Origin of the sequence: Cerasibacillus sp. (assembly GCF_036516575.1) — a bacterium.
Lineage (GTDB): Bacteria > Bacillota > Bacilli > Bacillales > Amphibacillaceae > Cerasibacillus.
The window spans coordinates 1-23,457 of the sequence record NZ_DATBTY010000052.1 but is presented as its reverse complement, the minus strand read 5'-3'; the positions used below and the strand labels follow the sequence as shown (position 1 = coordinate 23,457).

Annotated in this window: 21 protein-coding genes and 1 riboswitch; of the genes, 14 read left to right on the top strand and 7 right to left on the bottom strand. The window is 37.9% G+C overall.

Annotation, left to right across the window (positions count from 1 at the left end):
• Positions 1-569: 569 nt before the first annotated feature.
• Both brnQ and VIG73_RS09125 read right to left on the bottom strand, forming a co-directional pair.
• A complete protein-coding gene (gene brnQ, locus VIG73_RS09130; RefSeq protein WP_331641185.1) occupies positions 570-1,910 on the bottom strand; it encodes a branched-chain amino acid transport system II carrier protein in 1,341 nt (446 codons plus the stop codon).
• Between the two features lie 1,023 nt (positions 1,911-2,933).
• Positions 2,934-4,226: an acetamidase/formamidase family protein gene (locus VIG73_RS09125; RefSeq protein ID WP_331641183.1), complete on the bottom strand. Its 1,293-nt coding sequence runs from the start codon at positions 4,224-4,226 to the stop codon at positions 2,934-2,936.
• 271 nt (positions 4,227-4,497) lie between these two features.
• Between VIG73_RS09125 and VIG73_RS09120 the strand changes: the two genes are divergently transcribed.
• The 8 genes from VIG73_RS09120 to VIG73_RS09090 all read left to right on the top strand — a co-directional run bounded on the left by VIG73_RS09120 (position 4,498) and on the right by VIG73_RS09090 (position 12,072).
• Positions 4,498-5,328: a DUF4352 domain-containing protein gene (locus VIG73_RS09120; RefSeq protein WP_331641181.1), complete on the top strand. Its 831-nt coding sequence runs from the start codon at positions 4,498-4,500 to the stop codon at positions 5,326-5,328.
• 32 nt (positions 5,329-5,360) lie between these two features.
• Positions 5,361-5,696 (top strand): hypothetical protein, encoded by a 336-nt coding sequence (locus VIG73_RS09115; protein WP_331641179.1) that lies wholly within the window; start codon positions 5,361-5,363, stop codon positions 5,694-5,696.
• A gap of 398 nt (positions 5,697-6,094) precedes the next feature.
• Positions 6,095-6,610: an LPXTG cell wall anchor domain-containing protein gene (locus VIG73_RS15735; RefSeq protein ID WP_414648393.1), complete on the top strand. Its 516-nt coding sequence runs from the start codon at positions 6,095-6,097 to the stop codon at positions 6,608-6,610.
• 540 nt (positions 6,611-7,150) lie between these two features.
• Positions 7,151-8,047, top strand: a complete 897-nt coding sequence (locus VIG73_RS09110; RefSeq protein ID WP_331641177.1) for a hypothetical protein — start codon at positions 7,151-7,153, stop codon at positions 8,045-8,047.
• A 30-nt stretch (positions 8,048-8,077) separates the two neighbouring features.
• Entirely contained in the window at positions 8,078-8,704 is a 627-nt protein-coding gene (locus VIG73_RS09105) for a DUF4129 domain-containing protein (protein WP_331641175.1), read from the top strand.
• A complete protein-coding gene (locus VIG73_RS09100; RefSeq protein ID WP_331641173.1) occupies positions 8,701-9,834 on the top strand; it encodes a DUF4350 domain-containing protein in 1,134 nt (377 codons plus the stop codon). The genes VIG73_RS09105 and VIG73_RS09100 overlap by 4 nt, the downstream gene beginning before the upstream one ends.
• Positions 9,831-10,760 carry a MoxR family ATPase gene (locus VIG73_RS09095; protein WP_331641171.1) on the top strand — a complete coding sequence of 310 codons (930 nt, stop codon included), beginning with the start codon at positions 9,831-9,833 and terminating at the stop codon, positions 10,758-10,760. Before VIG73_RS09100 ends, VIG73_RS09095 begins: the two co-directional genes overlap by 4 nt.
• On the top strand, positions 10,717-12,072 hold the full coding sequence (locus VIG73_RS09090) for a DUF58 domain-containing protein (protein WP_331641187.1): 1,356 nt from the start codon (positions 10,717-10,719) through the stop codon (positions 12,070-12,072). The genes VIG73_RS09095 and VIG73_RS09090 overlap by 44 nt, the downstream gene beginning before the upstream one ends.
• A gap of 130 nt (positions 12,073-12,202) precedes the next feature.
• On the opposite strand, the gene VIG73_RS09085 is transcribed toward VIG73_RS09090, so the two are convergent.
• Positions 12,203-13,183: a stage II sporulation protein M gene (locus VIG73_RS09085; protein ID WP_331641169.1), complete on the bottom strand. Its 981-nt coding sequence runs from the start codon at positions 13,181-13,183 to the stop codon at positions 12,203-12,205.
• Between the two features lie 91 nt (positions 13,184-13,274).
• Here VIG73_RS09085 and VIG73_RS09080 point away from each other — a divergent pair, with 91 nt between their 5' ends.
• The 3 genes from VIG73_RS09080 (at position 13,275) to VIG73_RS09070 (ending at position 15,631) form a co-directional block, all read left to right on the top strand.
• Complete coding sequence (locus tag VIG73_RS09080; RefSeq protein WP_331641166.1) at positions 13,275-14,087, top strand: RDD family protein; 813 nt, start codon at positions 13,275-13,277, stop codon at positions 14,085-14,087.
• 206 nt (positions 14,088-14,293) lie between these two features.
• Positions 14,294-14,704, top strand: coding sequence for an inner membrane protein YiaA (yiaA, locus tag VIG73_RS09075; RefSeq protein WP_414648392.1), 411 nt, complete (start codon positions 14,294-14,296; stop codon positions 14,702-14,704).
• Positions 14,705-14,875: 171 nt separating this feature from the next.
• A complete protein-coding gene (locus VIG73_RS09070; protein WP_331641161.1) occupies positions 14,876-15,631 on the top strand; it encodes a hypothetical protein in 756 nt (251 codons plus the stop codon).
• Positions 15,632-15,901: 270 nt separating this feature from the next.
• Here the strand turns inward: VIG73_RS09070 and VIG73_RS09065 are convergent, their stop codons facing one another.
• From VIG73_RS09065 to tenA, 4 genes are all read right to left on the bottom strand, one after another.
• Positions 15,902-16,564, bottom strand: coding sequence for a TetR/AcrR family transcriptional regulator (locus tag VIG73_RS09065; RefSeq protein WP_331641158.1), 663 nt, complete (start codon positions 16,562-16,564; stop codon positions 15,902-15,904).
• Positions 16,565-16,576: 12 nt separating this feature from the next.
• Positions 16,577-17,689, bottom strand: coding sequence for an ABC transporter permease (locus VIG73_RS09060; RefSeq protein WP_331641156.1), 1,113 nt, complete (start codon positions 17,687-17,689; stop codon positions 16,577-16,579).
• Entirely contained in the window at positions 17,686-18,408 is a 723-nt protein-coding gene (locus VIG73_RS09055; RefSeq protein WP_331641153.1) for an ABC transporter ATP-binding protein, read from the bottom strand. The genes VIG73_RS09060 and VIG73_RS09055 overlap by 4 nt, the downstream gene beginning before the upstream one ends.
• Positions 18,409-19,251: 843 nt before the next feature.
• The gene (tenA, locus tag VIG73_RS09050; RefSeq protein ID WP_331641151.1) at positions 19,252-19,923 is read right to left on the bottom strand and encodes a thiaminase II; all 672 of its coding nucleotides are present in this window, start codon (positions 19,921-19,923) and stop codon (positions 19,252-19,254) included.
• 111 nt (positions 19,924-20,034) lie between these two features.
• Positions 20,035-20,138: riboswitch (TPP riboswitch) on the bottom strand.
• 177 nt (positions 20,139-20,315) lie between these two features.
• Here tenA and adh point away from each other — a divergent pair.
• The 3 genes from adh to VIG73_RS09035 all read left to right on the top strand — a co-directional run.
• The gene (gene adh, locus VIG73_RS09045; protein ID WP_331641149.1) at positions 20,316-21,836 is read left to right on the top strand and encodes an aldehyde dehydrogenase; all 1,521 of its coding nucleotides are present in this window, start codon (positions 20,316-20,318) and stop codon (positions 21,834-21,836) included.
• Positions 21,837-22,215: 379 nt separating this feature from the next.
• Positions 22,216-22,584, top strand: coding sequence for a DUF779 domain-containing protein (locus tag VIG73_RS09040; protein WP_331641147.1), 369 nt, complete (start codon positions 22,216-22,218; stop codon positions 22,582-22,584).
• A gap of 317 nt (positions 22,585-22,901) precedes the next feature.
• Positions 22,902-23,457: DegV family protein (locus tag VIG73_RS09035; RefSeq protein ID WP_331641145.1), on the top strand; the 556-nt coding region annotated here is incomplete at its 3' end.

Below are 23,457 nucleotides of genomic sequence, written 5' to 3'. Positions count from 1 at the left end.
GGAAGGCGGCGACTCCAGCGGGAGAAGCATGCGTCTTGAGACCCCGCAACGAGCGTTTTTTGCGAGTGAGGAGGCTCAAGCAGCCCTAAGGAAAGCGTCCGCCTGCAGTGGAAAGTAACGGGTACACTAGCAAATACAATTTTTATGAATTAGTCAGATTGAAAAGGCGAAAAGGTAATGCCTAAACATAGTATACGAGGAGGTAGGATATGTTGGCAAAGAGGCTTGGTTTAGTTTTCTTGGCGGGTATTTTTACTTATTTTGCTATCAATTTCGTCCTATTTGTTTTCGGTTTACCAACATTGCATGAATGGATTGGCTGGAAGTAAGTGCATGATTTTGGGGGTGTCTCTGTGAGTACAACGGGCCGTAATGAGCATGTAATAACCTTGTCACTACTTAGGAGAGTGCATTATGGCTTATATCCCATCACAAGTCAGGGGCACTCAATCGCTAAGTCAACAAGGTAGTTACTTTAATACGGTTCCTTCACTATAGCATAAAAAGAGAGTGGCCAAGTAAGACTAACTAGGCTGCTCTCTTTTTTCATAGAAATGTTAAAAGGTATTTTATTCTTCTATTGGTAACATGCGTTCTTCCGTTTCGTTAAATAATGTATAAACATATCCAATGATCGCACCAATTAAACCGGTCACAATCCAACCAGCACCGATTGAAAATAGCGGGATAAAAGCAAATGCTTGGTTGATTGCATCAACAAAAAGTCCTGCCTCTTTAACCGCATCAAGTAAAGCAACAAACCCTGTTCCAATCATTGTGCCAACATAGACAGCGCGGCGTCCTTTGAACCAATTGTTGGTAAAGGATAAGATAATAAGAGCAATTGCCAGTGGATAGAGTAATAATAAAATAGGTGAAGCTATATCAAGAATGGTAGCGAGTCCAAAGTTTGTAATCACCAAACTGACAAGTGCTAATAAGTAAATCCATTGACGGTAAGAAATTTTCGGATAAATCCGGTTAAAATATTCTGCAACTGATGATAAACAAGCAATATTTGTCGTAATCCCCGTTAAGAAAATAACCGTTCCAATCATTAATAACCCAATATCTCCGAATAAATAACGTGCACTGTTCGCTAGTACTTCACCGCCGTTATTCGCATAACCAATTGCCTCGACACTTGAAGCGCCAATCCAACCTAAGGAAAGCTGTAAAATGGCTAACCCAATAATCGTAATAATACCTGATTTAATAAACACAACTGATTGTGCTTTCTTTTCGGTCACACCAGCATTACTGATTGCTTTAATAAAAATCCCACCAAAAATAAAAGCAGCCAAAACGTCCATTGTATAGTAACCCTCGACGAATCCTTTGAAAAAAGTATCTTGTATATATGGATCACGTGGTTCGCCAGGCGACCCCATTGGTGTCACGATAGATTTGATAATCAATATTGCAAGAAGTGTCCCGAACACTGGTGTAATAATTTTTCCAAGCCGGTCAACGAACTTCCCTGGATTTAAAGATAATAAAATCGTTAATATGATAAATATAGTAGAAAAAATAAATAGTACCATACTCCCCGAAATATTAGAGCCTAGAATTGGAACGATACTCACTTCATAAACAACAGATGTTGTCCGTGGAATGACGTAAATTGGACCCAAAGTTAAAAATAAAGCGATTGAAAAGAAAACACCAAAGCGTGGCCCAACCCTTCCAGCAAGCTGTTCAACGGTACCTCCAGAAATAGCAAGTGAAATAATTGCTAACAGAACAAGTCCCACCCCTGTAATTAAAAAACCTGTCATCGCAATCCATGTATTGGTACCTGCTAACTGGCCTACCATTGGTGCAAAAATCGTATTCCCAGCACCTAAAAACATAGCCAATAGCATGAAACCGATTGCAAAAAGTTGCCCAATAGATAATTGTTTATTCATCTGCTTCCCCTCTCAATGATCATATGATGTCCTTAACGCTGTATGTCGTGATGTTTATCGGGTTCGACAGATACATAGTTTAAGGAAGGTTTTGTTACTAGGAAAGACCGGTACTAAACATTGCAAACGATTGCATTCAGACGATTAGCATATTTCCTAGTAATGCTTTAATTCTATCAAAAAAAACTCAGAAAATGAAGGGAATTTTTTACCAATTTTATGCACCTAATGCAAATTAGTTGGAATTTCGCTAGGCGCAACTAGTAGAACTTTGCACATGATGTTGAACTCAATAAAAATCGTTACAGTAAAGGATATAGAACTACACAGGGTGCGAAACTGTGGAAAAACTGCCACACCCAATGGGGAGACCGCCGTACTCTGCACAACTTTAGAAAAAACTCACATCAGTGAAGAGTAGATTGCTGCACTCCGCATGTTTTTTGGTTTTCTTGATATACCGTGAGGAGTGTTTGGCTCTACTCCGCATGGTTTTTGTTATTCTTGATATACCGTGAGGAGTGGAAGGCTCTACTCCGCATGGTTTTTATTATTCTTGATATACCGTGAGGAGTGGAAGACTCTACTCTGCATGGTTTTTGTTTTTCTTATGAGATTGTGAGGAGTGGAAGGCTCTACCCCACATGGCTTTTGTTATTCTTATGAGATTGTGATGAATGGAAGGCTCTACTCCACATGGCTTTTGTTTTTCTTGATAAATCGTGATGAATGGAAGGCTCTACTCCACATGGCTTTTGTTTTTCTTATGAGATTGTGAGGAGTGGGTGGCTCTACTCCACATGGCTTTTGGTTTTCTTGATATATCGTGAGGAGTAGACCTCCGCACTCCGCACCACTTCAGAAAAAAAACGAACAAATTAAGGAGTAAAGCATTCAGCTACACACATTCTAAGAAACTATTCAAACAACGAGAAACACTCGATTAACAAAAAATAAAAATCCTCATAAGTCATTAACGCTAACTTATGAGGCGCAGCAGGATAAGAATATATCTTTATATCACTATAAATATTGATTCTCCACTATTTCTAACAGATTTCTTTTTTCAAGATAATCTTTTGGAACGAGGAATGTAACGGTCACAACGCCAGGATGGCGCCCGACATCAATAGAACCAGTAACTGTTGCCCGGTTCATTACTTCAGGAACTGTAATATCAAAGAATTTTGCTGCTCTTTCCATTCCATTTGTTGTCGCATCATTAAGATCTTTTCCAGTACCGATAAAGGAAACAGGAAGTGCATCCTCTAATTCGGCAACACCCCATTTTTCACCTAACGCTCTCGCTTGAGCAATTTCTTCTTCACTAAAAGGCTTAGCTAAATATGGAAGGTCTTCCTCTACAGGTAGGAGAACAGGTCCTTCTAGAGGAACATTTTTTAGGACGTGAACTTGTAGATTAACAATACCAGCCACATCTGTCGTATGACCCGCAATTTCTCCGTTACCTTGCATAGCGTGCATATCACCTAAGTAAACACCACCACCTGGAACTTTTACGGGACAAATGAGAACTGCACCGGCACGAACACGGTTGACATCCATATGCCCGTCTGTGCGATCATTTAATTCTTCTTCGGTCATACTGAAATCATGTGGCGCATTTAATAATGCTTGACCAAAATCTCCAGCATTATGCGAGTCTGGAAATGCACGAGCTGGTGTTGTTCCTAATTGACCTAGGAAAGGACGTAAACGTGCAACAACTCCAGGCATATCATGTTTTGCAAACGACACAATTGGATTTTGGATAGACTGCTCAGGTGTACACATGTAATTTCGGCCATCTTGAGCAATTTTTTCTGCAGCGTTTTTTGGTAATGTCACACCGACTGACTTTTGCTCATTAAATGCCATTGTATAACCATGTGTAAAAATAAATGGTGTCATATCTGTATCACATTTTGTACAGTGAACAGCAGTCTCACCGATTCCTTTAAGAACTGTTTCAGGATTTACAGTTCCACAAGTTGGGCATTTAGCATCAATAAATGGGTCACCAGTAAAACGCCCTTCTACAGGCTTGTCATTTCCAGAAGAAGTTGCCACTGAGGTAACTTGGATGGATTTAATCGAAATCGCTATCGCATCACCAACTTCTGCTCCTTCAACATAAACCGGTTTGGTGACTTCATGTCCACCTTTTAAGGCGGGTGTAATCATTGGCCCCCAACAACCTGGTGTTGTGTTAGCTACAATATACCCGCCGTTCTTAACGACATAGTCCATTTCTTTGCTTGGATCTAAAACCCCATTAGTGAACTCATTGACATAGACCGTCTGTTTTCCCTTCAAGTAAATCAGCTCCTTTAGTGTGTTTATACATCATACTATTAATTATAAAGTAATCTGAAATCGCTTTCTATATCATGAAGGGTTATTATTAGGTCATTACATCTACTATAAATTGTGCTGTAAAGGACGACTTTATCAACTATAGAAGCCTATACGTTATAAAACTAACAAATTAGTGACATCATATTATTAAAAATCTTAGATATGCATTTATTTGTACAACCTATGTGATACGATCAAAATGACATTATGAAACAAGGAGAGATCGAATTTGAGAAAATCGCTATTATTTATTGTTATTAGTTTATTTTTATTCATGGTTGGTTGTGGAGCAGAAGAAACCAGTGGTTCAGAAAGCAAAAAAGAGAAAGTTACAGAAGCAAAGGGAGTCGTGGCTGAAGAGGATATAGATAAAATGTATAGCGACCCGAAAAAATATAAAGGTTATGAAGTTGAGTTAACTGGGATTGTTTTTAATGAACCTGAAACAGATGATGATGGTGTTTATTTCCAAATGTTTGCGGACCCGGTAAATAGTGAAAAGAATACACTCGTTGGTATAACAGATACAAATGTAAAGGTGAAAACGGATGATTATGTCAAGCTAACGGGGATTGTGCAAGATGAATTTGAAGGTGAAAACGCCTTTGGTGGTGTCGTTAAAGCTCCTGTCATTGAAGCAACAAAACTTGAAGTCGTTGATTATGTGACAGCAGTTGCACCAGCTAAGTACACAATCGATATCAATGAAGAAATCAACCAACATGGTTATCATATGGAACTGCAGAAAGTCGAAGTAGCAGATGAAGAAACACGTGTCTATTTAAAAATTACGAATGAATCAGATGCGACAATTGATTTTTATAGCTTCAATGCCAAGCTTCTTGCCGGTAATAAACAGTTAGAAGAAAACATGCCATATTTGGAAACAGGCTTACCAGAACTTCAATCTGAAATATTACCAGGCGTTGAAACAGAGGGAGTCATCATTTTTCCAGCCATTGATGAGAGTGAAAAGAAGCTCACATTTCATGCAGAAGGGTCATCTGAGAATTACGAGCTTGATTATAAACCTTTCACATTCGAGATAAACATCGACTAAAGGATAATTTCTGTTCAAATAATATTAATCATATGAATGGTATCGCAAGCATTGAAAAAGCGGATAATCTGATAAGTGAATGGATTCAAGAAATGAGCCGTGTCTTAGATGAGAAGCGGATTAAACATAGGGGCATGATTAACTCAGCGGAGCAGTTAAATGAAACAACAAATGAATTAGATACGTCATCTCAACAAGAGAATGAACATATAGAACAGAAGACGGAACAAGAAGAAAATGAAAATATCAAACATGGAGATGACACTGACAACCACGTGATGGATAAAAGAGAAACGAGTAAACAGGAACAATCCAATCAAAAGATAATTCTACCCCCTATGGCTTATGCTAATAGGGGTTTTCGTTGAGGAAAATGCGGATTTAAAATAATTCAAATCCATGACATTTCTATAAAAAATCATGCTAGTATCTTAATAGTTCAAAAGACTTATTTTTATTTTGTTATTATGATTCTCGACATTTTTTTAGGAAGATGTCATTCTTATTATTGATGGTAGTTTTCTACCGGGCGGACATTTTGCAGGTCATGTTTCAGTTGACTTTTCAAGTATGGATCAAGCATGGACATTTGATTCGGAAAGTCAAATTGTAAAAGATTTCCCTGGCTTAGAGGAAATTTATTTGCTTTACAATTTGCATTCACTTCACAAAACTTAACACTTGAAGATGTTGATCAGGTGAAAGTCGAATTTAACGTGCCAGAAACAATTAAAGTTCATGTCCAGATGAGTATGAAACTGGTAATATTCCAGATTCATTAAAAGACTTTTTAGAAGAAAACGCATCAAGTGACAATTTAGATATTGAGTGGGATGGTAACACAGCATTTATTAACCTTGATACAGTTAAAGGTACACAGTGGCACCAAGGATTCCTCACAGCACTTGGAGAAAGTAGCGAACCACTCGAGGACCTAGAAGGGTTAGAAGTCGTTGTCACACTTTACCAAAACGGAACAGAAGTTGTTGAACAACTAAATATTCCATTCGTTATTGTTCATTATGAAGGCGAACCTGGCGAAGACCCAGGCGAAGGCGAGGATCCAGGCAAGGGCGACTCAAGCACCCCTGGTGAGGATAAAGACTTCGGAAAAGGCGAACCTGGTCACAAATCAGGTGATAAACAAGAAACAAAAACAGACGGTGATGGTTCACAACTACCTAAAACAGCAACAAATATGTTCAATCTAATCATGATTGGTAGTGCATTAATGGTTGCTGGTGTTGGAATCATGCTGTTCAAAAGAAGAAAAATCGCCTAAACATATTAGTTATGATTGTTTAAAGGCTATCCATAAGTTAACAACCCTTATGGATAGCTTTTCTAATTTACATTTAATGGTTGAGAAAATGTTAAAAAATAAAGTGGATTTAAATTATTAATACTAATCTTCTGTTTTCTGTTGAAAATTATCTAAATTATTATACTATGGATATATAGCATAAATTGGAAATCCCTTCACCTACTTTGTATACACATCTTAAATATCTGTACGTATTTTTTACCTCAACATGAACAAACATCATGACCCAATCAATATAACAAAATTATTAGGCACGATTTGAGTTTGACTAAATCCATTACATAATGAATCAACCTAATTCATAACATGTGTGTGAAGGCAGGGAGTGATAAATTAACAGAAAATAAAACGTTCAGCACAATGAATCACTTCGGACACAATGGACTTGTTCGAAGCTGATACATGACAAAAATCTTAATCTATTCCAACACGAGAGTACAGAGAAAAAATATGACACTCCGGATTATAGCCAAATTTTAAATGGAAGGGGAATAAGGAATGGATTCACGTTTTCAAAATCCAAAAACATTCGGTCAAATCTTAGACCATACATTTAGTATTAGTAGAGCCCATTTTAAAAATTTATTTTTATTGTTGCTTATTTTTATCGGACCAATTGTATTATTATCTGGATTTATGATGCTTTTACAAGGTGACCCTCTCTTTCAAAGAAACATAGAAACGAAAGAGTGGTTTGTAGAATTCTTTTATGAGTTAGAACAAGGAATGGTATTGTTAGTCCCGGATACATTTTGGGTTATGTCTGTATTATTGAATATTTTATTAACACCAATGGCGATAGCCTCAATCTTACTTGTTGTCAATCATATACGAAAAGGTGAATCGTATGAAATAGGCAATGTTATTAAGCAAGCATTTAAACGGTATGGGCCAATGCTTGGAAGTAGTATTTTATTCGGTTTATTAATGGCAGCTATTTATTTTGCATTTGCATTTGTACTTTTCGGTTTAGCTTTTAGCTTATTTGCTACTGACAATGTTGGTGGTGGGTTACTTGTTTTATTGTTAATCCCCGTTTTTATAGTAGTAATACTTCTTTTGGTGACTCGATTTAGTTTTTATATCGGTTCAGTCGTATTTAAAGAGGGAACACCGGGTTTCTCAAGGAGTTGGAAATTAACAAGAAAAAGGACTTGGGCGACTTTAGGAATGTATTTGATTTTAACAGTTATTATTTTCTTAATAAATGCTGGCTTACAATTAACGGTTGGCCTAATCCTTGGGAATGGGGTTATCGGTTATATCGTTATAAATCTTCTCTTATTAATAGGAACGATTATTCTTACAGTTGGCTATGCTGTGATGTATTTTGATCTAAAGCTCCGTAATGATCCAGGTGATTTTCAAGATATGATTGATTCGTATGAGTCATAAATAAAAGTTGTATGAAAGCGGGTGAACGTGATGTATGATGCCAATGATGCAAGAGAACAACTACAAGACACCTTAAATCGACTTGAATATCAAACTTATTACAATCAAAGTGAATCGTTCATCACTAGATGGTGGAATAATTTTGTGGATTGGCTAGCAGATAAATTAATTGGCATATTTAAAACGACGGAAACATCTGAAAATATTGCCGAAATTATTCTCGTTGTCATTATTACATTGATTATCTTGTTTATTATATTTGGTCTATTTTCGTTCACCCGAAATATCCATAGACGCCGGAAATATATGGAACAAACACCATTCTCCACATGGGATAAAAGCGATTGGACGTATCAGATGCATTTAGCTGAAGCTAAAAAACAAGAAATGGAAAATGAATATCAACATGCGACACGGCATCGTTTTCTTGCACTATTACTTTATTTTGATGAACGTGGCTGGCTAGAGAAGAAAGTTTGGAAAACGAATATTGACTATTATTTTGAACTTAAACAGGGCACAAAAGAAAAAGCTAAAACGTTTTATGAATTGGCACGAACATTTGATGATGTTGTCTATGGAGAGCATGTCATCGGTGAACAAGAATATGATGTTTTTCGTCAACAAACATTGCAATGGCTGGAGGAAACAGGATGATGTACCAAGCAAAAAAGCAAAATCGAAAATGGTGGCTTATATTTATTGGTTTATTAGGCCTTTTTTTAGTTGCTAGTTATATCATTCAATCGAAACGCCCTGTTGACTATCCAAAATTTGCCTCCGAATCTCCAGCACCGTCAGGCGTTAAAGCATTTTATACATATATGAAAAAAGAAAATGAATCGGTCAATCGTTGGAATAAATCCCCAACACGCTTATCGACTGTCAAACAGAATCAGCTCTTAATATTGATTGAACCAGCAATTACTTTAACAGTGGCTGATCGTGAAGCGTATCGCGAATTTATAGAACGAGGTAATACGATTTTATTGTTTTCTGAAGAACCAGGAGCTGTATTTGATTTGGAAGTGCAATCAAGATTTGTTTTTTCAGGGCAAACAATTGACACGTCAAGTGGCGAAATTTTTCATGCCAATATGAAACATGGAAATCGAATTGCTGAATCAAATGATGCAGATGTTCTGTTATCGGATGATAATGGTGTTATCGCTCAAAAACAATCGATAGGGAAAGGGGAACTCATCGTTTCAGTTTATCCAGAATGGCTTCGAAACGATACCATTTTACAAGAAGACCATCTCCCATTGCTCGTCCATATCCTTAATGAAACAAGTGAAGGCACAATCTTGTTTGATGAGTACATTCATCAAGAACAAGGTGGCTTACCATTTTATTCGTATTTTTCACTAGGGTTTCTGTTAGTTTTATTACAAGGTGGGCTGTTGACATTACTTTGGCTCTGGTATCGTGGTAAACGCTTTGGGCCAATTGAGACCGTGCGGGCAGACGACGTGCGTTTTACGGATGAAAGTATTCGTGCCTTAGCGAGGTGGCATTTACGTGGTCAGCATTATCATGATTCCCTCGTTATTCAGGCTGAATTTGTCAAACATTTACTACAAGAGAAGTGGTTCATTCCATATCAAAAAGCTTGGCATGACATAACCGATACCCTTAAGAATAGATGGGAACATCGTGAAATCAATGTGGATGAATTTATTACTGGATTAACGACGGTTTTACAAAAAAAGAAGTTGAGTAAAGAAGAATATGTTTTATGGTCAAAACAGCTAGACCAATTACGGATTGAGGTGGAAAAAACATGAACAAAAAAATCGAGCAGTTATTGGAACAGTATGAAAAACATATTATTGGGCAGTCGATGAATTTACGACTTTTACTATGTGCGCTTTTTTCAGGTGGGCATGTGTTGTTAGAAGGGGTGCCAGGAACAGGTAAAACAAAAACAGTTCGAACGTTGGCCCAGCTCTTAGGCGGAACGTTTAATCGGATTCAATTTACACCTGATTTATTACCGAGTGATATTACGGGAAGTACAATTTACAATTTGCAAGAAAACGTTTTTGAAACAATCAAGGGACCGATTTTCACAAATATTTTACTAGCTGATGAAATAAATCGTACCCCAGCTAAAACACAAGCCGCCCTACTAGAAGCGATGGAAGAAAAACAAGTAACGATCCAAGGGGAAACATACAAGCTGTCAGATGTTTTTTTCGTTGTAGCGACGCAAAATCCGATCGAATTCGAAGGTACATATCCCTTACCAGAGGCACAACAAGACCGCTTTTTATTTAAACTCATCATTGATTTCCCAACGTTTGATGATGAAAAACGTGTACTAAGACAAAATTTAACGGATATTGAAATGAGTGAGAATGCAGAGCCACTAGTCAATCTTGAACAATTCCTTCAAATGCAACAAGCTATCGAACAAGTAACGATTAGTGACCAGGTACTTGATTATATGATGCGCATCGTTTATGAAACGAGACAAACAGATACGATTCGTTATGGAGCGAGTACACGAGCAGCTATTTCGATTGGCAAAGCGGCACGAGCTTGGGCATATTTAGACCAACGTGATTATGTGACACCAGATGATGTGAAAATGGTTGTAAAACCAGCCCTTAGACACCGGATTCAGTTAGCCCCACATATCGAATTGGAGGGAGCGAGTGTCGACCATGTCATCGAAGAACTGGTGGGATCGATTCCTGTTCCGAGATAAGGGCATCGTTCCAGGAAAACGCCTTTTAATAATCTGTGGGATTGTATCTTTTAGTTTAATTATTCTTGGGAGTTTAACTGGTTTATCTTGGGGCTTTATTTTGTTTTTTAATATTTTTTTCATTGGTTTGAGTTTGCTTGATTTCTTCTTTTTACCACGTAAACGGGAGATGTCCATTTCGCGCGTGTTTCCCGATACGATGGAACGTGGTCAAGAATATTTAATTGACATCAAGGTTCATAATCAATCAGAATATGATGCTTATGTAACGCTCATTGACGGACTTGACCAATCATTTATACGACCTTTTCCATTACAAATAGTAGCTCGTTCCAAGGAAACTACGCCCGTTCGATATAAGACGAGAGCACAGATTCGAGGGCAATATCCACTTACATCGTGCTATGTCCGATACCAGAGCCGCTTTGGTCTATGGCAAAAGCAAATGACTGTCCAGTTTGACGAAGCGGTCAAAGTCATTCCTGATTTAACAGAAACCAAAAACTACTTAAATGATGCCCAACGTTATTTACTTTATGAAGGCTTAACGATTCGGAAGTTTCATAGTGGCGCGGGCGAATTCACACAGATTCGCAACTATGTCGTTGGTGATGATCCGCGCATGATTAACTGGCGTCAAACAGCGAAGCTCCGTGAAGTGATGACAAATGAATATGAACCTGAACATGGAAAATATGTAACACTGTTAATTGACTGCGGGCGCATGATGGGTGCTGAATTACGCGAGACAAATCGATTGGAAAAATCCCTCGAAGCTGTTCTCACCGTAGCAGCAGCCGCACTCGATAGTGGAGACTATGTATCTGTTATCGCGTTTTCTAAAGATGTACACGTCTATGTCCCACCGCGAAAGGGAATCGAACATTTACAAATGATTTTAGATGAGATTTATGATTTGGAAGTGCAGCCAGTCGAGTCTAACTATGCTTATGTCTTTTCTTATATGGAGACAAAACAAAAGAAACGGAGTCTCTGCATGTTGTTTAGCGATGTGCGTACCTTTCTGATTGAGGAAAGTGCCTCAATGTATTTAGAACGTATTCGTAGGCGCCATCTCTTTTTAATCATCGGCATTGAAGACCATCTATTATTAGAAATGACTCAACAACCGATTCGCCGCGCTGAAGATGCGATGCTGAAAAGCACTGCCCAACAACAATTGTTATTAAAAAGAAGCGAGAAGCGAAAATGGGAAAATCGTGGGCTGTTAATGGTAGAAACAGAAGCGGAACGACTCGCAGCCACAGCTGTTTCTTATTATATTGATTTACTTAACCGTCATGTTGTTTAGGCGCGCGATCCTGTGGTTTATCTCAGATGCAGAAATCGCGCGGTCCTGGGCAAGAATCGCGCAATCCCATGCCAAAATCGCGCGACTTTAAGTTCACAAGCTTAACTTAGTTTCGAAGCCAATAGTTATTTTAAACCTTTGGTGTCATTGAACGGCGTAACAAATAATCAGAGCGCATTTTTCCAAGCCAAAAATAAAGCATAAGACCGATTACCGTTGCCAGGGCGATTAAGTACTTTGTCTCATATGATATTGCTGCTGGAGTGATATAGCCTTCAATTATACCAGCAATGACAAACATTGGTACTGACCCAAGCAGTAATTGTAATGAACGTTTAGCTTGCGTCTTTAAATGATATAGGCGCGAATAACGTCCCGGTACAAATAATTTATAGCCCATTAATAATCCAGCGCCACCAGCAATAAAAATCGCGGTTAATTCAATTACCCCATGAGGAACAATATAAGCTAAGGCTGGATAAAGCTGACCAGATAAATAAAAATGTCCGAGAAGTGTTCCGATGATGACGCCATTATAAATAAGTACGAATGTCGTCAAAATCCCAAAAGTTATTCCACCAGCAAAAGCGAGAACAGCAACTTGAATATTATTGACCATAATAGAAGTGGAAAGAATCGATTGTCCAGAAGTAATTCCTTTATCAAGTTCAGCAAAATGATTCGAATCAACTTGTTGAATATATTCAGGCAAAAAACTAGCGAATACATTCGTGTTAACTAAGACGGTCAGGAAACTCCCGATTGTTCCAAGCATAAATAATAAAAATGCAATGATTATAGCGGTGCGCTGTTCCCACAACAATCGAACAAAAACAGCTGTAAAAAAATGCCTAAATGGTGCCTTATATGATGATGTGTTTTTATAAAAAAGATTATGAGATTGCGCGACAAGACCATTTAAGTAAGATGTAACTTCTTCATTTGGAAAATAAGTTTGTGCATAGGATAAATGTTGCGCCGATTTTTGATAAAGACGATAAAATTGATTGATATCATCTGAAGAAGCCTGTTCTTTACGCATGACTCCCATTAATTGCTCAAGTTTATGCCAACCGTCACGGTACTGGTTGACAAATTGTTTGACATTCACATTATCCCTACTTTCAGCTAATCATTTATCTGTTTTTTTAATAATACGATATTTATGAAATATAAACAAATTTATAACGAGGAGGTTTACCGTGGACAAAGAAAAAATCGGAGTAAAAACACCAGAATATGTCTCACTCCAATTTCAATTAGCTGGGCTTGGGAGTCGCGCAACAGCTTTTATCATTGATTATGCTATTCTATTAATTTCTTTAATTATCATATCGTTATCCGGCTTTTATTTAAGTGTCAATCTTGTTGAAACAATGGATATAGGTGATGCAATATTTTCCACTATTATTATCTTTGCCTTCGTATTTCTGGTGATTTCTGGATATTTTATCCTCTTTGAAGCTTTCGGAAACGGTCAAACAATCGGCAAGCGCATCATGCGCATTCGAGTAATTAATGAAAATGGCAACCAAATCACATTTATAGGTAGCTTGCTTCGAAATTTATTTCGTATTATCGATATGTTGCCTGGCTTTTATCTAGTCGGCCTTTTAATGATTTTTATACACCCAAGACATAAACGAGTCGGTGATCTTGTTGCTGGCACCATTGTCGTTTATGAACGAAAACATCAATTTGATGGAAAACAGCGAAAGAAATTAACCCCTATTGAAAAAGAAATTGCCAAACGCAACATCAAAAAAGAACGATACAAACTTGGTGAATGGGAATTAAAATCATTTCAGCAAAAAGACTGGGAGCTTTTGCGTACATATAGTGAGCGATTCCTAGCTATACCAGAAAAAGAACGCCAGTCTTTTACAGAACAACTTGTTCACATCATGTTTCCAAAAGCAGGTTGGGACACGGCACATAAAACAACGTATGACTTAGAAAATGACCTTCTTGCTTTGTATCTAATTTTAAAAGGTGAATGGGATTATGAGTTGTAAATGATAAGGGGTAATAAACTGTTTCGAAGAGGCGGAATTATAAAAAAACATCTAACTCTTCTGGGGAAATTCTATATAATGAATATGGATACTAGCCGTTTACCTGCAATTGCAATCATTAAATAAAAAATCGAGGTGAAGAAACATTGTCAAATGATTACGAGACTTTATTAGAGAAGGAAATAGAAGAAAAGCCAAAAATAAAAATGGATAGAAAGGAAGGAGAACCAACTTCAGCTTTTGTAGGGGCCTCATGGGCGGCACTATTCGTAGGTGTTGGTGCATATCTAATCGGCTTATTTAACGCAACAATGGAACTGAACGAAAAAGGATACTATTTCGCCGTGTTAATATTCGGACTCTATTCAGCAGTATCTTTACAAAAAGCAGTAAGAGATAAAGAAGAAGGAATACCAGTCACTAATATTTATTATGGGATTAGTTGGCTTGCACTTATTTTAGCTGTATTATTAATGGGGATTGGTTTGTACAATGCAGAAAGTATTATTTTAAGCGAAAAAGGATTTTATGGGATGGCATTTACGCTTAGTTTATTTGCATCAGTAACGATCCAGAAGAATATAAGAGATACTCAGAAAACGAGAGAAAGAGACTAAAGGTTATAACTATGGCGATTGCCTTCATATTAAAAAGAAGGGAATCGCCCTTTTTCAGATAGGTTTAGCTTCGTTTTTGTAAAATGAAAGCACCGAATCCTTTGAAAAATTATAACGTAATATTTAATAAACAGGAGTCCTTTGAAACGAGGGAGAGCGATGAAAAGTAAGATGGAGCAAATTTTATTAGAGAAAATCATTACCTCAATACTTTCAACGGCATTGTTTTCTTTAGCATTAGGATTTATTATTATTTTTGACAATCATACTGATTTAAGATTTAACACAGGAAACCAAATAATAGGTAGCGCATTTGTTGTTGCTATTTATGCGGGGGCAATTATTTTTATTTATGGAAATCTTATCTCTTTAGGTATTGACTATTTTAAGACGAAATTAATGTTTTCGAATGAGCTCTCTATTCTCCTTCATATATTTTTTGGTTTAGCGGGAGGCCTCTTTTTTATGGAATGGGGTTTTGCGCTATATGGTGCTGTTGCAGCCTGTCTTTATGCACTAATTAATCAATTAGTAAAAAGAAAAATCAATCAACATAAGCTCCTTCTTAGATTATTGACGGCAACGGTTTTTCTCTATTTATTGTCATGGGGAATTTTCGAAGCCATTTCACCACCACTTCCACCATTTACTTTGGAAGCTGCAGTGGAGTTTGCTACATCAGGTGAGGGAATGGTCACAGATGACTTCCCAGAAAAAATGGGAAGCTGGCAGGAAGAGATTAGTGGGTACAACGTTGAAAAAGAACTCAAAGCAGAGGATATAGGTAAAGAAAAATACATCGTTCACTTTATCGAAAGATGGGAAAAAGGTAAAGAACATGGTTACTGGCGATTATCCTATGAAGTCGATCGAGAGGCGATGATACTTTCAGAGCATAAAGGAGAGAATCCGCCGTATTGGGAGTAACTGAATAAAATATTCGCAGCAAATGATTTTTAGAAAAGTGAGAGGGAGCGGACCATGCCCCGGGTACTTTCCGGGGCATTTATGCTCCAAAGTACTGGTGGTGGCAGCTCCGCGGGTACCATCTCAAGCTTTACGTCAAAACAGTACCCGCAGTGAGGCAACCGCGGGTACTTAATGTATCCCCGTGATGAATGCCTCTCGATTACTACAGACATAAAAATACTGTCCCGAGGATTTGAACCACGTTAAGGACAGTGTTTTTATTTTTTATCATGATTCGACTTTTGAATCACTGTTTCCTATTCCATTCATAATCAGCTGAATCAGTTGTTCTGTATCCCGCACATCATCCCATTCAAGATGAGGGAATAGAACATAACGAGTAAATAAGTGACCGAGAATATTTGTGATGGCAAACTTAGCAATCGCAGTGGGTGGCAACTTCTTTAACATGCCTTTTTGTTGATAATCATTAATAACCTCTACAACCCGATGGTACATGTTGTCAGAAATGAGTTGTAAAAAATGTTCACGTAACTCCGGATGAAACGGCAATTCTTGGAAAATAATTTTTAATAGTGGTAGAAATTGAACGATGATATCACGGCGATTTTCGATAATGGCAGACAACAAATCTTCAGGCCGTTGGTAATCTTTATTTAGTAAATCGGTTAAATCATTAACAATATATGAGTCAGCTATTTTTTCCATAAAAGGTCCGACAATAGCAAGCAATAATTCCTTCTTTGTACGATAATGTCGAAAAATCGTTCCTTCCGCCACTTGTGCCTGTTTAGCGATTTCACTTGTTGAAGTGGCAGCATATCCTTTTTCGGAAAATAATTGTACAGCTGCTTTTAAAATTTGCTCTTGTTTCTCAGTGAGATTATTCGATTCAAAAAGTGTTTGCACAATTAATTCAAAACGCTCCATTGTTACCTCCAACTAAATACGTCGATATTTTTTTAATGCTAGGATATTTAAGAGCATAAAGGAAAATCCAAACGCAAGTAAAATGAACAGTTCTATTATGATATATTCAAAGCCCAATCCTTTATACATCACGTCGACAATGGCATTTCCAGCATAGTACATCGGCATACATTTTGCAATGAACTGGAGCCAATTTTCCATTGTATCAACAGGTATGATTCCAGCAAAGAAAATTTGCGGGATAATGATGAGCGGAATAAATTGCATCATTTGAAATTCAGAATTAGCAAAAGCTGAAAGTAATGTACCAAGTGTTAATGCGACAAAAGCAATGACCAGGTTTATCAGTATCACATGCCAAATAGAACCTATTAAAATAATATCTAGCACACGAATAGCATAAAAAACGACGATTAAAGTTTGAATGACAGCAAATAAACCGTAACCGAGTATATAACCAAATACAATATCACGCCGCTTAATTGGTGTTGCAACTAATCGCTCTAATGTGCCAGATGTTCTTTCCCGCAAAATAGCGATACCAGAAATAATAAATACGAAGAAAAAGACGAAAAAGCTTACAAAAATAGGTGCCAATTGATCAAAAAAGGTTGTCTCTTCATCTCCATATACATAAACTTTTTCAACTTCCGGGATGTCTTCTGGAGCTAATGTTGGTAGTTGTGCAAGTTGTGGAGCCATTTGTTTGATCTCCTCTATAAAGGAAGAGAGCTCACTCGTTTGTTTTTCTTTTTGTATGCTGGCAATCGATTGCTTCACTTTCATTTCAATCGCTTTTGATGTTCCCGTTTGTTCATTTTTTAAAATGATAACATAATTATCATCTTCCATGGTGACCATCGCATCCAGTTCATCATCCTCAATCGTTGACTTTAGCTTCATATTTTCATCGTATTGAACGACATCGACATCCTGTTCTTTTAGGTATTCGATAAATGAATCATTCGTATGACTTACGCCAACGCGTGGTGTCACGTCTTCATTTGAAAATAAATAATGAAGAATCGTGATAATAAACAACGGTGCAATCATCATTAAAGCAAGTGCGCGTTTATCCCGAAGCATTTGGATTACAATTCTTTTTGCTAAAGCGAATACTCTCATTGACTTTCCCTCCCCGCAAATAAAAAGACATCCTCTAAATTCGTTGTGTCATATTGGGATTTTAATGATTTTGGTGACCCAGATGTGATGATTTTTCCATCACGTATCATCGAAAGACGATCGCATTTTTCTGCTTCATCCATGATATGTGTCGTTAGTAAGATGGTTTTGCCGCTATGTTTTAAGCGCATTAATTCTTTCCAAATCGTTTGCCTTAATTCTGGATCAATTCCAACTGTCGGTTCATCTAAAATTATAACCTGAGGATCTTGAATGAGTGCAATCGCAAGGGATAATCTGCGTTTCATCCCACCAGAGTAGGTGGATACCTTTTTCTGTAAGTCTGTCGTCAGGTTGACAAGGTCACTGACATATGTAATGCGTTCTTTCTGTTGTGCTTTGTTCAGTGAAAAAAGTGAAGAAAAAAATTGTAAGTTTTCCCTCCCAGTTAAATCTGTATAGAGGGCATCGGCCTGAGCCATATAGCCAATATTCTCCAATACAGTTAAGTCAGGTACTTTTTTATCAAGCAAACGAACACTTCCAGCAGAAGGCCGATCCATACCAACAATCATTTTCACTAAGGTTGTTTTTCCAGAACCCGAGGGACCAATCAACCCGTAAATTTCACCATCTGCAACTTCTAAATCGATATCCTGTAACACATCTTTTTTGCCAAAACGCTTACTAATATTCTTAACGTCTATTGAGATGCCCATTTCATGACCTCCTCACATATAATGAGTGATTACTCACTTCGATTATAAAAGATGTCCTGGAATTGTCAATGAATATTTTATTATTTTGGCTTCATGAAGCGGAGCACAGGTTACAAGTAGACTAGAAAGATGAATAAAATGCTGATTAGTGCGCTTCACTCGTTACAAACTCATAAGAAAATTGAAAACCGTGTGGGGTAGAGCTTTCCACTCCTTACAAACTCATAAGAAAACCGAAATCCGTGTGGAGTAGATCCTTTCACTCCTTACAGTTTCATAAGAAAACTAAAATCCGTGCGGAGTAGCCCCCACCACTCCTTACAAACTCATAAGAAAATTGAAAACCGTGTGGAGTAGCCCCCTCCACTCCTTACAATCTCAAAAGAAAACCGAAATCCGTGCTGATTAGAGCTCTCCACTCGTCACAATCTCATGAGGAAATTGAAAACCATGCGGATTAGAGCTCTCCACTCCTTACAGTTTCATAAGAAAACCGAAATCTGTGTGGAGTATCGCCTTCTACTCCTTACAGTTTCATAAGAAAACCGAAATCTGTGTGGAGTAGATCCTTTCACTCCTTACAGTTTCATAAGAAAATTAAAATTCGTGCGGAGTAGCTCCCTCCACTCCTTACAAACTCATAAGAAAACCGAAATCCGTGTGGAGTAGAGCTTTCCACCCGATACGAACTCTAGAAAAAAGTCTCACCCGCAACGAGTAGAGCGCTGCAACCAATGCGGACTCGCGAAAAAGATCTCACCCGCGATGAGTAGGGCACTCCACCTGATGCAAAACCAAAAAAATTCACCCTCACGATAGAGGGTGAATTTCATTGCGGAAATTCTAGTCTTTCTCAGACAACCATTTTTCAAACGTATATGACATTTCCCAAAAGGCGAGTTCATATTCTTTGGCGATAATGAATTGGTCTTTTATTTTTTCCTTTTCCTTTTCACTTGCTTCTAATGCTAATTCATCGAGTAGGTCAATCTGCTCTTGTGTGGACTCTTGGAACCAGTCACTGGCATATGTTGCCAACCAGTTTTGATAGATTTCTTCCTTTGGTTTGGCGTCTTTATTGATACGACCGATGTCAGCATAGAGCCAATAACAAGGTAACATGGCGGCGACAATTTCTGCTAAACTACCTGATAAGGCTGCCCGATACATATGAGATGTGTAGGCGTATGCCGTTGGAGCAGGCTTGAAGTTTTTCAAATCCTCTTCAGTAATATTTAATATTTGCGCATGTTGCTTATGAACCGTTAATTCTGCCTCAGCTGTTAATTTTGCCTTTTCTGCAAGCATCGCTGACACAGCGAAATCATCGGCATGAGCTGCGGCAAACGCATGAATTTTACCGTAATGCTTTAGATAATAGATGTCTTGTAAAATATAGTAACGAAATGTTTCTAGTGGTAAATCACCTTTTACAATCCCTTGAACAAATGGATGATTTAAACTTAATTCCCAACTGTGCTTTGTTGCTTCTTTTAATTGTTGTGAAAATGACATAAAAAATCCTCCTCTTGTTATCGTTTCCGATTCTGGAGGAGGAAAGTGATTTCGCAGTTAAATATTGACTCGAAAGACCCCCAAAAGAGTCTAACCTAGTCAACTAATTGCTTGGCGAATCGTCCACTTCCCTCCGCTGGTGTTAACCAGATCAGGTTCCAAGGGTCCTAAACCTAATTAGTCTCAGCCTTTTTCAGGCTCCCCTAGTAGAAACGAAATATCTTTCACTCTTAGACTATCATATTCATCAAAAGAGTCAAATCATGAATATTTTTCAAAAACTTAATATAAACATGTTATCAGGGGGTATCATGTTTTTTTAAATAGCAACCCGTGATTACATAAGAAAACGACATGATACACCTAATCGTTTATGTGAGGAGGCTTTATTTATGAGATATGTCAATCCAAATACGAAAGGTTCAGTTGTGCAGTTTAAGGAGCGGTATGACAATTTTATAGGGGGTGAATATGTCCCACCGGTAAAAGGGAACTATTTTGAAAACGTCAGTCCTGTGACAGGTGAGGTGTTTTGTGAGATTGCCAGGTCGACGAAAGAAGATGTGGAACGTGCGGTGGATGTGGCGTATAAGGCAAAGGATGCCTGGGGAAAAACATCACCAGCTGAAAGGGCAAATATATTAAACAAAATAGCAGATCGAATCGAAGAAAACATCGATATGTTAGCGGTGGCGGAAACTTGGGATAATGGTAAAGCGGTGCGGGAAACATTAGCTGCGGATATACCACTAGCTATTGATCATTTCCGTTATTTTGCTGGAGCGATTAGAGCCCAAGAAGGTTCAATTAGTCAAATTGATGATGATACGGTTGCCTATCATTTCCATGAACCACTCGGTGTTGTTGGGCAAATTATTCCATGGAACTTCCCGCTATTAATGGCTACATGGAAAATTGCACCAGCACTCGCAGCGGGGAATTGTGTTGTATTAAAACCAGCTGAACAAACGCCAGCATCGATTCATGTTTTTCTAGAGTTAATCGGTGATTTATTACCTCCAGGTGTACTGAATGTAGTGAACGGATTCGGATTAGAAGCTGGTAAACCTTTAGCTACAAATAGTCGTATTGCGAAAGTGGCGTTCACTGGTGAGACAACGACAGGTCGGTTAATTATGCAATATGCATCCGAAAATATTATTCCAGTTACACTTGAATTAGGTGGCAAATCACCAAATATTTTCTTCAATGATGTGATGGATCAAGATGACGGATTTTTAGATAAAGCAGTCGAAGGACTCGTTATGTTCGCGTTAAACCAAGGCGAAGTTTGTACGTGTCCATCACGTGCGCTCATTCAAGAATCAATTTATGATGATTTTATGGAAAAAGCCATTGCAAGAGTAAAAGAAATTAAAGTCGGTCATCCATTAGATACCGAAACAATGATGGGTGCACAAGCGTCGATGGAACAAATGGAAAAAATCATGTCCTATTTGGAAATTGGAAAAGAAGAAGGCGCAGAAGTATTAGTTGGTGGAAGTAGGAATGAATTAGCAGGTGAACTAAGTGGCGGCTATTATGTCAAACCGACCATCTTTAAAGGGCATAATAACATGCGGATTTTTCAAGAGGAGATTTTTGGCCCGGTTCTATCTGTCACAACGTTTAAAGATGAAAACTCAGCGATGGATATCGCGAACGACACATTATATGGCCTCGGTGCTGGTGTCTGGACGCGAAATATTAATAAAGCCTATCGTTTCGGGCGTGGGATTCAAGCAGGCCGTGTGTGGACGAATACGTATCATCAATATCCAGCTCATGCCGCATTCGGTGGCTATAAAAAATCAGGCATCGGACGCGAAAACCATTTAATTATGCTTAGCCACTATCAACAAACGAAAAACTTGCTTATCAGTTATAGTGAAGAACCGACGGGGTTATTTTAATTTGACTATTGGTCTTCATTTTGAGAACGATTGCATATCACCTGTGGATATCAATTCGTAAGGAATGTAGATTAAGTATGCTTAGATAAGTCTTTAAGCGGGTACAACAGTATTGAAAATGTTTCATGTATGTCATACGAGTCTGCCAGGAATACCAAACCGCATGAGAAGTATGCTTAAATACTCATGGCAGGCTCATCAGCGAGTACAGTACCGTTCAAACACGTTTCTCAAGTACCCGCAGTATATTATCTATCGCTTGCGGCTGAAGTATTTCTTGTTAATGTTCTAAATGCATATCATAAAAACAGATTAAGGAGTGTTACTTCACTGATGGCACAACAATTGTAAGCGACAAAAAGAAAAAGGATGATATAAAATGATAAAACGCGTTGTTGCCACGGAAAAAGCGTTAAAGTTAATTGGTTTTCTAAAAGAAAGGCATGGTCCATTAATGTTTCATCAATCTGGTGGTTGCTGTGATGGCAGCTCACCGATGTGTTATCCACGTGATGAATTTCGCGTTGGAGATGCGGACGTTTTATTAGGAAAAATAGGGTGCGCGCCGTTTTATATGGCAAAAGATCAATATGAATATTGGCAGCATACGCAATTAATTATCGATGTTGTTGATGGGCGTGGTGGAATGTTCTCATTAGAGGGACCAGAAGGGAAGCGATTTTTAACACGTTCACGCGTGTTTACAGATGATGAGAAACGAAAATTAAATCTGACATTTAAACATTAATTCTCCTATCTAATAATGCTGTATCGTTGTGAAACGGTATCGATTGTAATGGAAATGTCCGTCCGAAAAATAGCCGCTTCACAATCAATCTTGTTAATCAGGTGCAATTGGAATTAGTAAAATCATTAAATATTCGTTGTCGGCTTCCTTTATGAAATAGCAATCTACCATGTTGTTACAAGCAAATGATTAGTTGTGGAATCGGTATTTTTAAAATGTTTATGGAAATATCAAATGTTTGAATGTCTTTGTGCACTCTTGATAGAATAACGGTAATAGTAAATACAGTGTACTAAAATCAGAGAGGTTGAATACATATGTCAAAAATTATTCTCAGTGCTGACAGTACTTGTGATTTAAGCACCGCACTACTGGAACGGTACGACGTTCATCTACAGCCTCTTCGTATAAACTTAGGCGATAAAATTTATCAAGACGGGGTTGACATTACACCAGATGAGATTTACGAAACCTTTAAAAAAGAACGTATATTACCGAAAACATCTGCACCAAACCCTCAAGAATATATCGATCACTTTCGTCAATGGACAGACGAAGGGCATGAAGTCGTTCATATTAGCCTAGGTTCAGGCATCTCTTCCTCACATCAAAATGCGAAACTTGCAAGTGAAGAATTGGAAAATATCTATGTCATAGATTCAGGAAATCTTTCTACAGGCATGGGGCATCTCGTTATCGAGGCCGGAGAACGAATAAAGAAAGGGGTGCCTACATCGCAAATTTATGAAGAAGTAGATGCATTAAAATCAAAAGTACATGCCAGCTTTGTCATTGATACGCTTACCTATTTATATGAAGGTGGCCGTTGTTCTGCCCTTCAAGCCTTTAGTGCGAGCCTACTAAAAATTAAAC

Excerpts from the sequence above, each read along its gene's own strand:
- brnQ (WP_331641185.1), bottom strand. The coding sequence starts at position 1,910 with ATGAATAAACAATTATCTATTGGGCAACTTTTTGCAATCGGTTTCATG.
- VIG73_RS09115 (WP_331641179.1), top strand. The coding sequence starts at position 5,361 with ATGAATGGTATCGCAAGCATTGAAAAAGCGGATAATCTGATAAGTGAA.
- VIG73_RS09110 (WP_331641177.1), top strand. The coding sequence starts at position 7,151 with ATGGATTCACGTTTTCAAAATCCAAAAACATTCGGTCAAATCTTAGAC.
- VIG73_RS09105 (WP_331641175.1), top strand. The coding sequence starts at position 8,078 with ATGTATGATGCCAATGATGCAAGAGAACAACTACAAGACACCTTAAAT.
- VIG73_RS09100 (WP_331641173.1), top strand. The coding sequence starts at position 8,701 with ATGATGTACCAAGCAAAAAAGCAAAATCGAAAATGGTGGCTTATATTT.
- VIG73_RS09095 (WP_331641171.1), top strand. The coding sequence starts at position 9,831 with ATGAACAAAAAAATCGAGCAGTTATTGGAACAGTATGAAAAACATATT.
- VIG73_RS09090 (WP_331641187.1), top strand. The coding sequence starts at position 10,717 with ATGTCATCGAAGAACTGGTGGGATCGATTCCTGTTCCGAGATAAGGGC.
- yiaA (WP_414648392.1), top strand. The coding sequence starts at position 14,294 with ATGGATAGAAAGGAAGGAGAACCAACTTCAGCTTTTGTAGGGGCCTCA.
- VIG73_RS09070 (WP_331641161.1), top strand. The coding sequence starts at position 14,876 with ATGGAGCAAATTTTATTAGAGAAAATCATTACCTCAATACTTTCAACG.
- VIG73_RS09065 (WP_331641158.1), bottom strand. The coding sequence starts at position 16,564 with ATGGAGCGTTTTGAATTAATTGTGCAAACACTTTTTGAATCGAATAAT.
- VIG73_RS09060 (WP_331641156.1), bottom strand. The coding sequence starts at position 17,689 with ATGAGAGTATTCGCTTTAGCAAAAAGAATTGTAATCCAAATGCTTCGG.
- VIG73_RS09055 (WP_331641153.1), bottom strand. The coding sequence starts at position 18,408 with ATGGGCATCTCAATAGACGTTAAGAATATTAGTAAGCGTTTTGGCAAA.
- tenA (WP_331641151.1), bottom strand. The coding sequence starts at position 19,923 with ATGTCATTTTCACAACAATTAAAAGAAGCAACAAAGCACAGTTGGGAA.
- adh (WP_331641149.1), top strand. The coding sequence starts at position 20,316 with ATGAGATATGTCAATCCAAATACGAAAGGTTCAGTTGTGCAGTTTAAG.
- VIG73_RS09040 (WP_331641147.1), top strand. The coding sequence starts at position 22,216 with ATGATAAAACGCGTTGTTGCCACGGAAAAAGCGTTAAAGTTAATTGGT.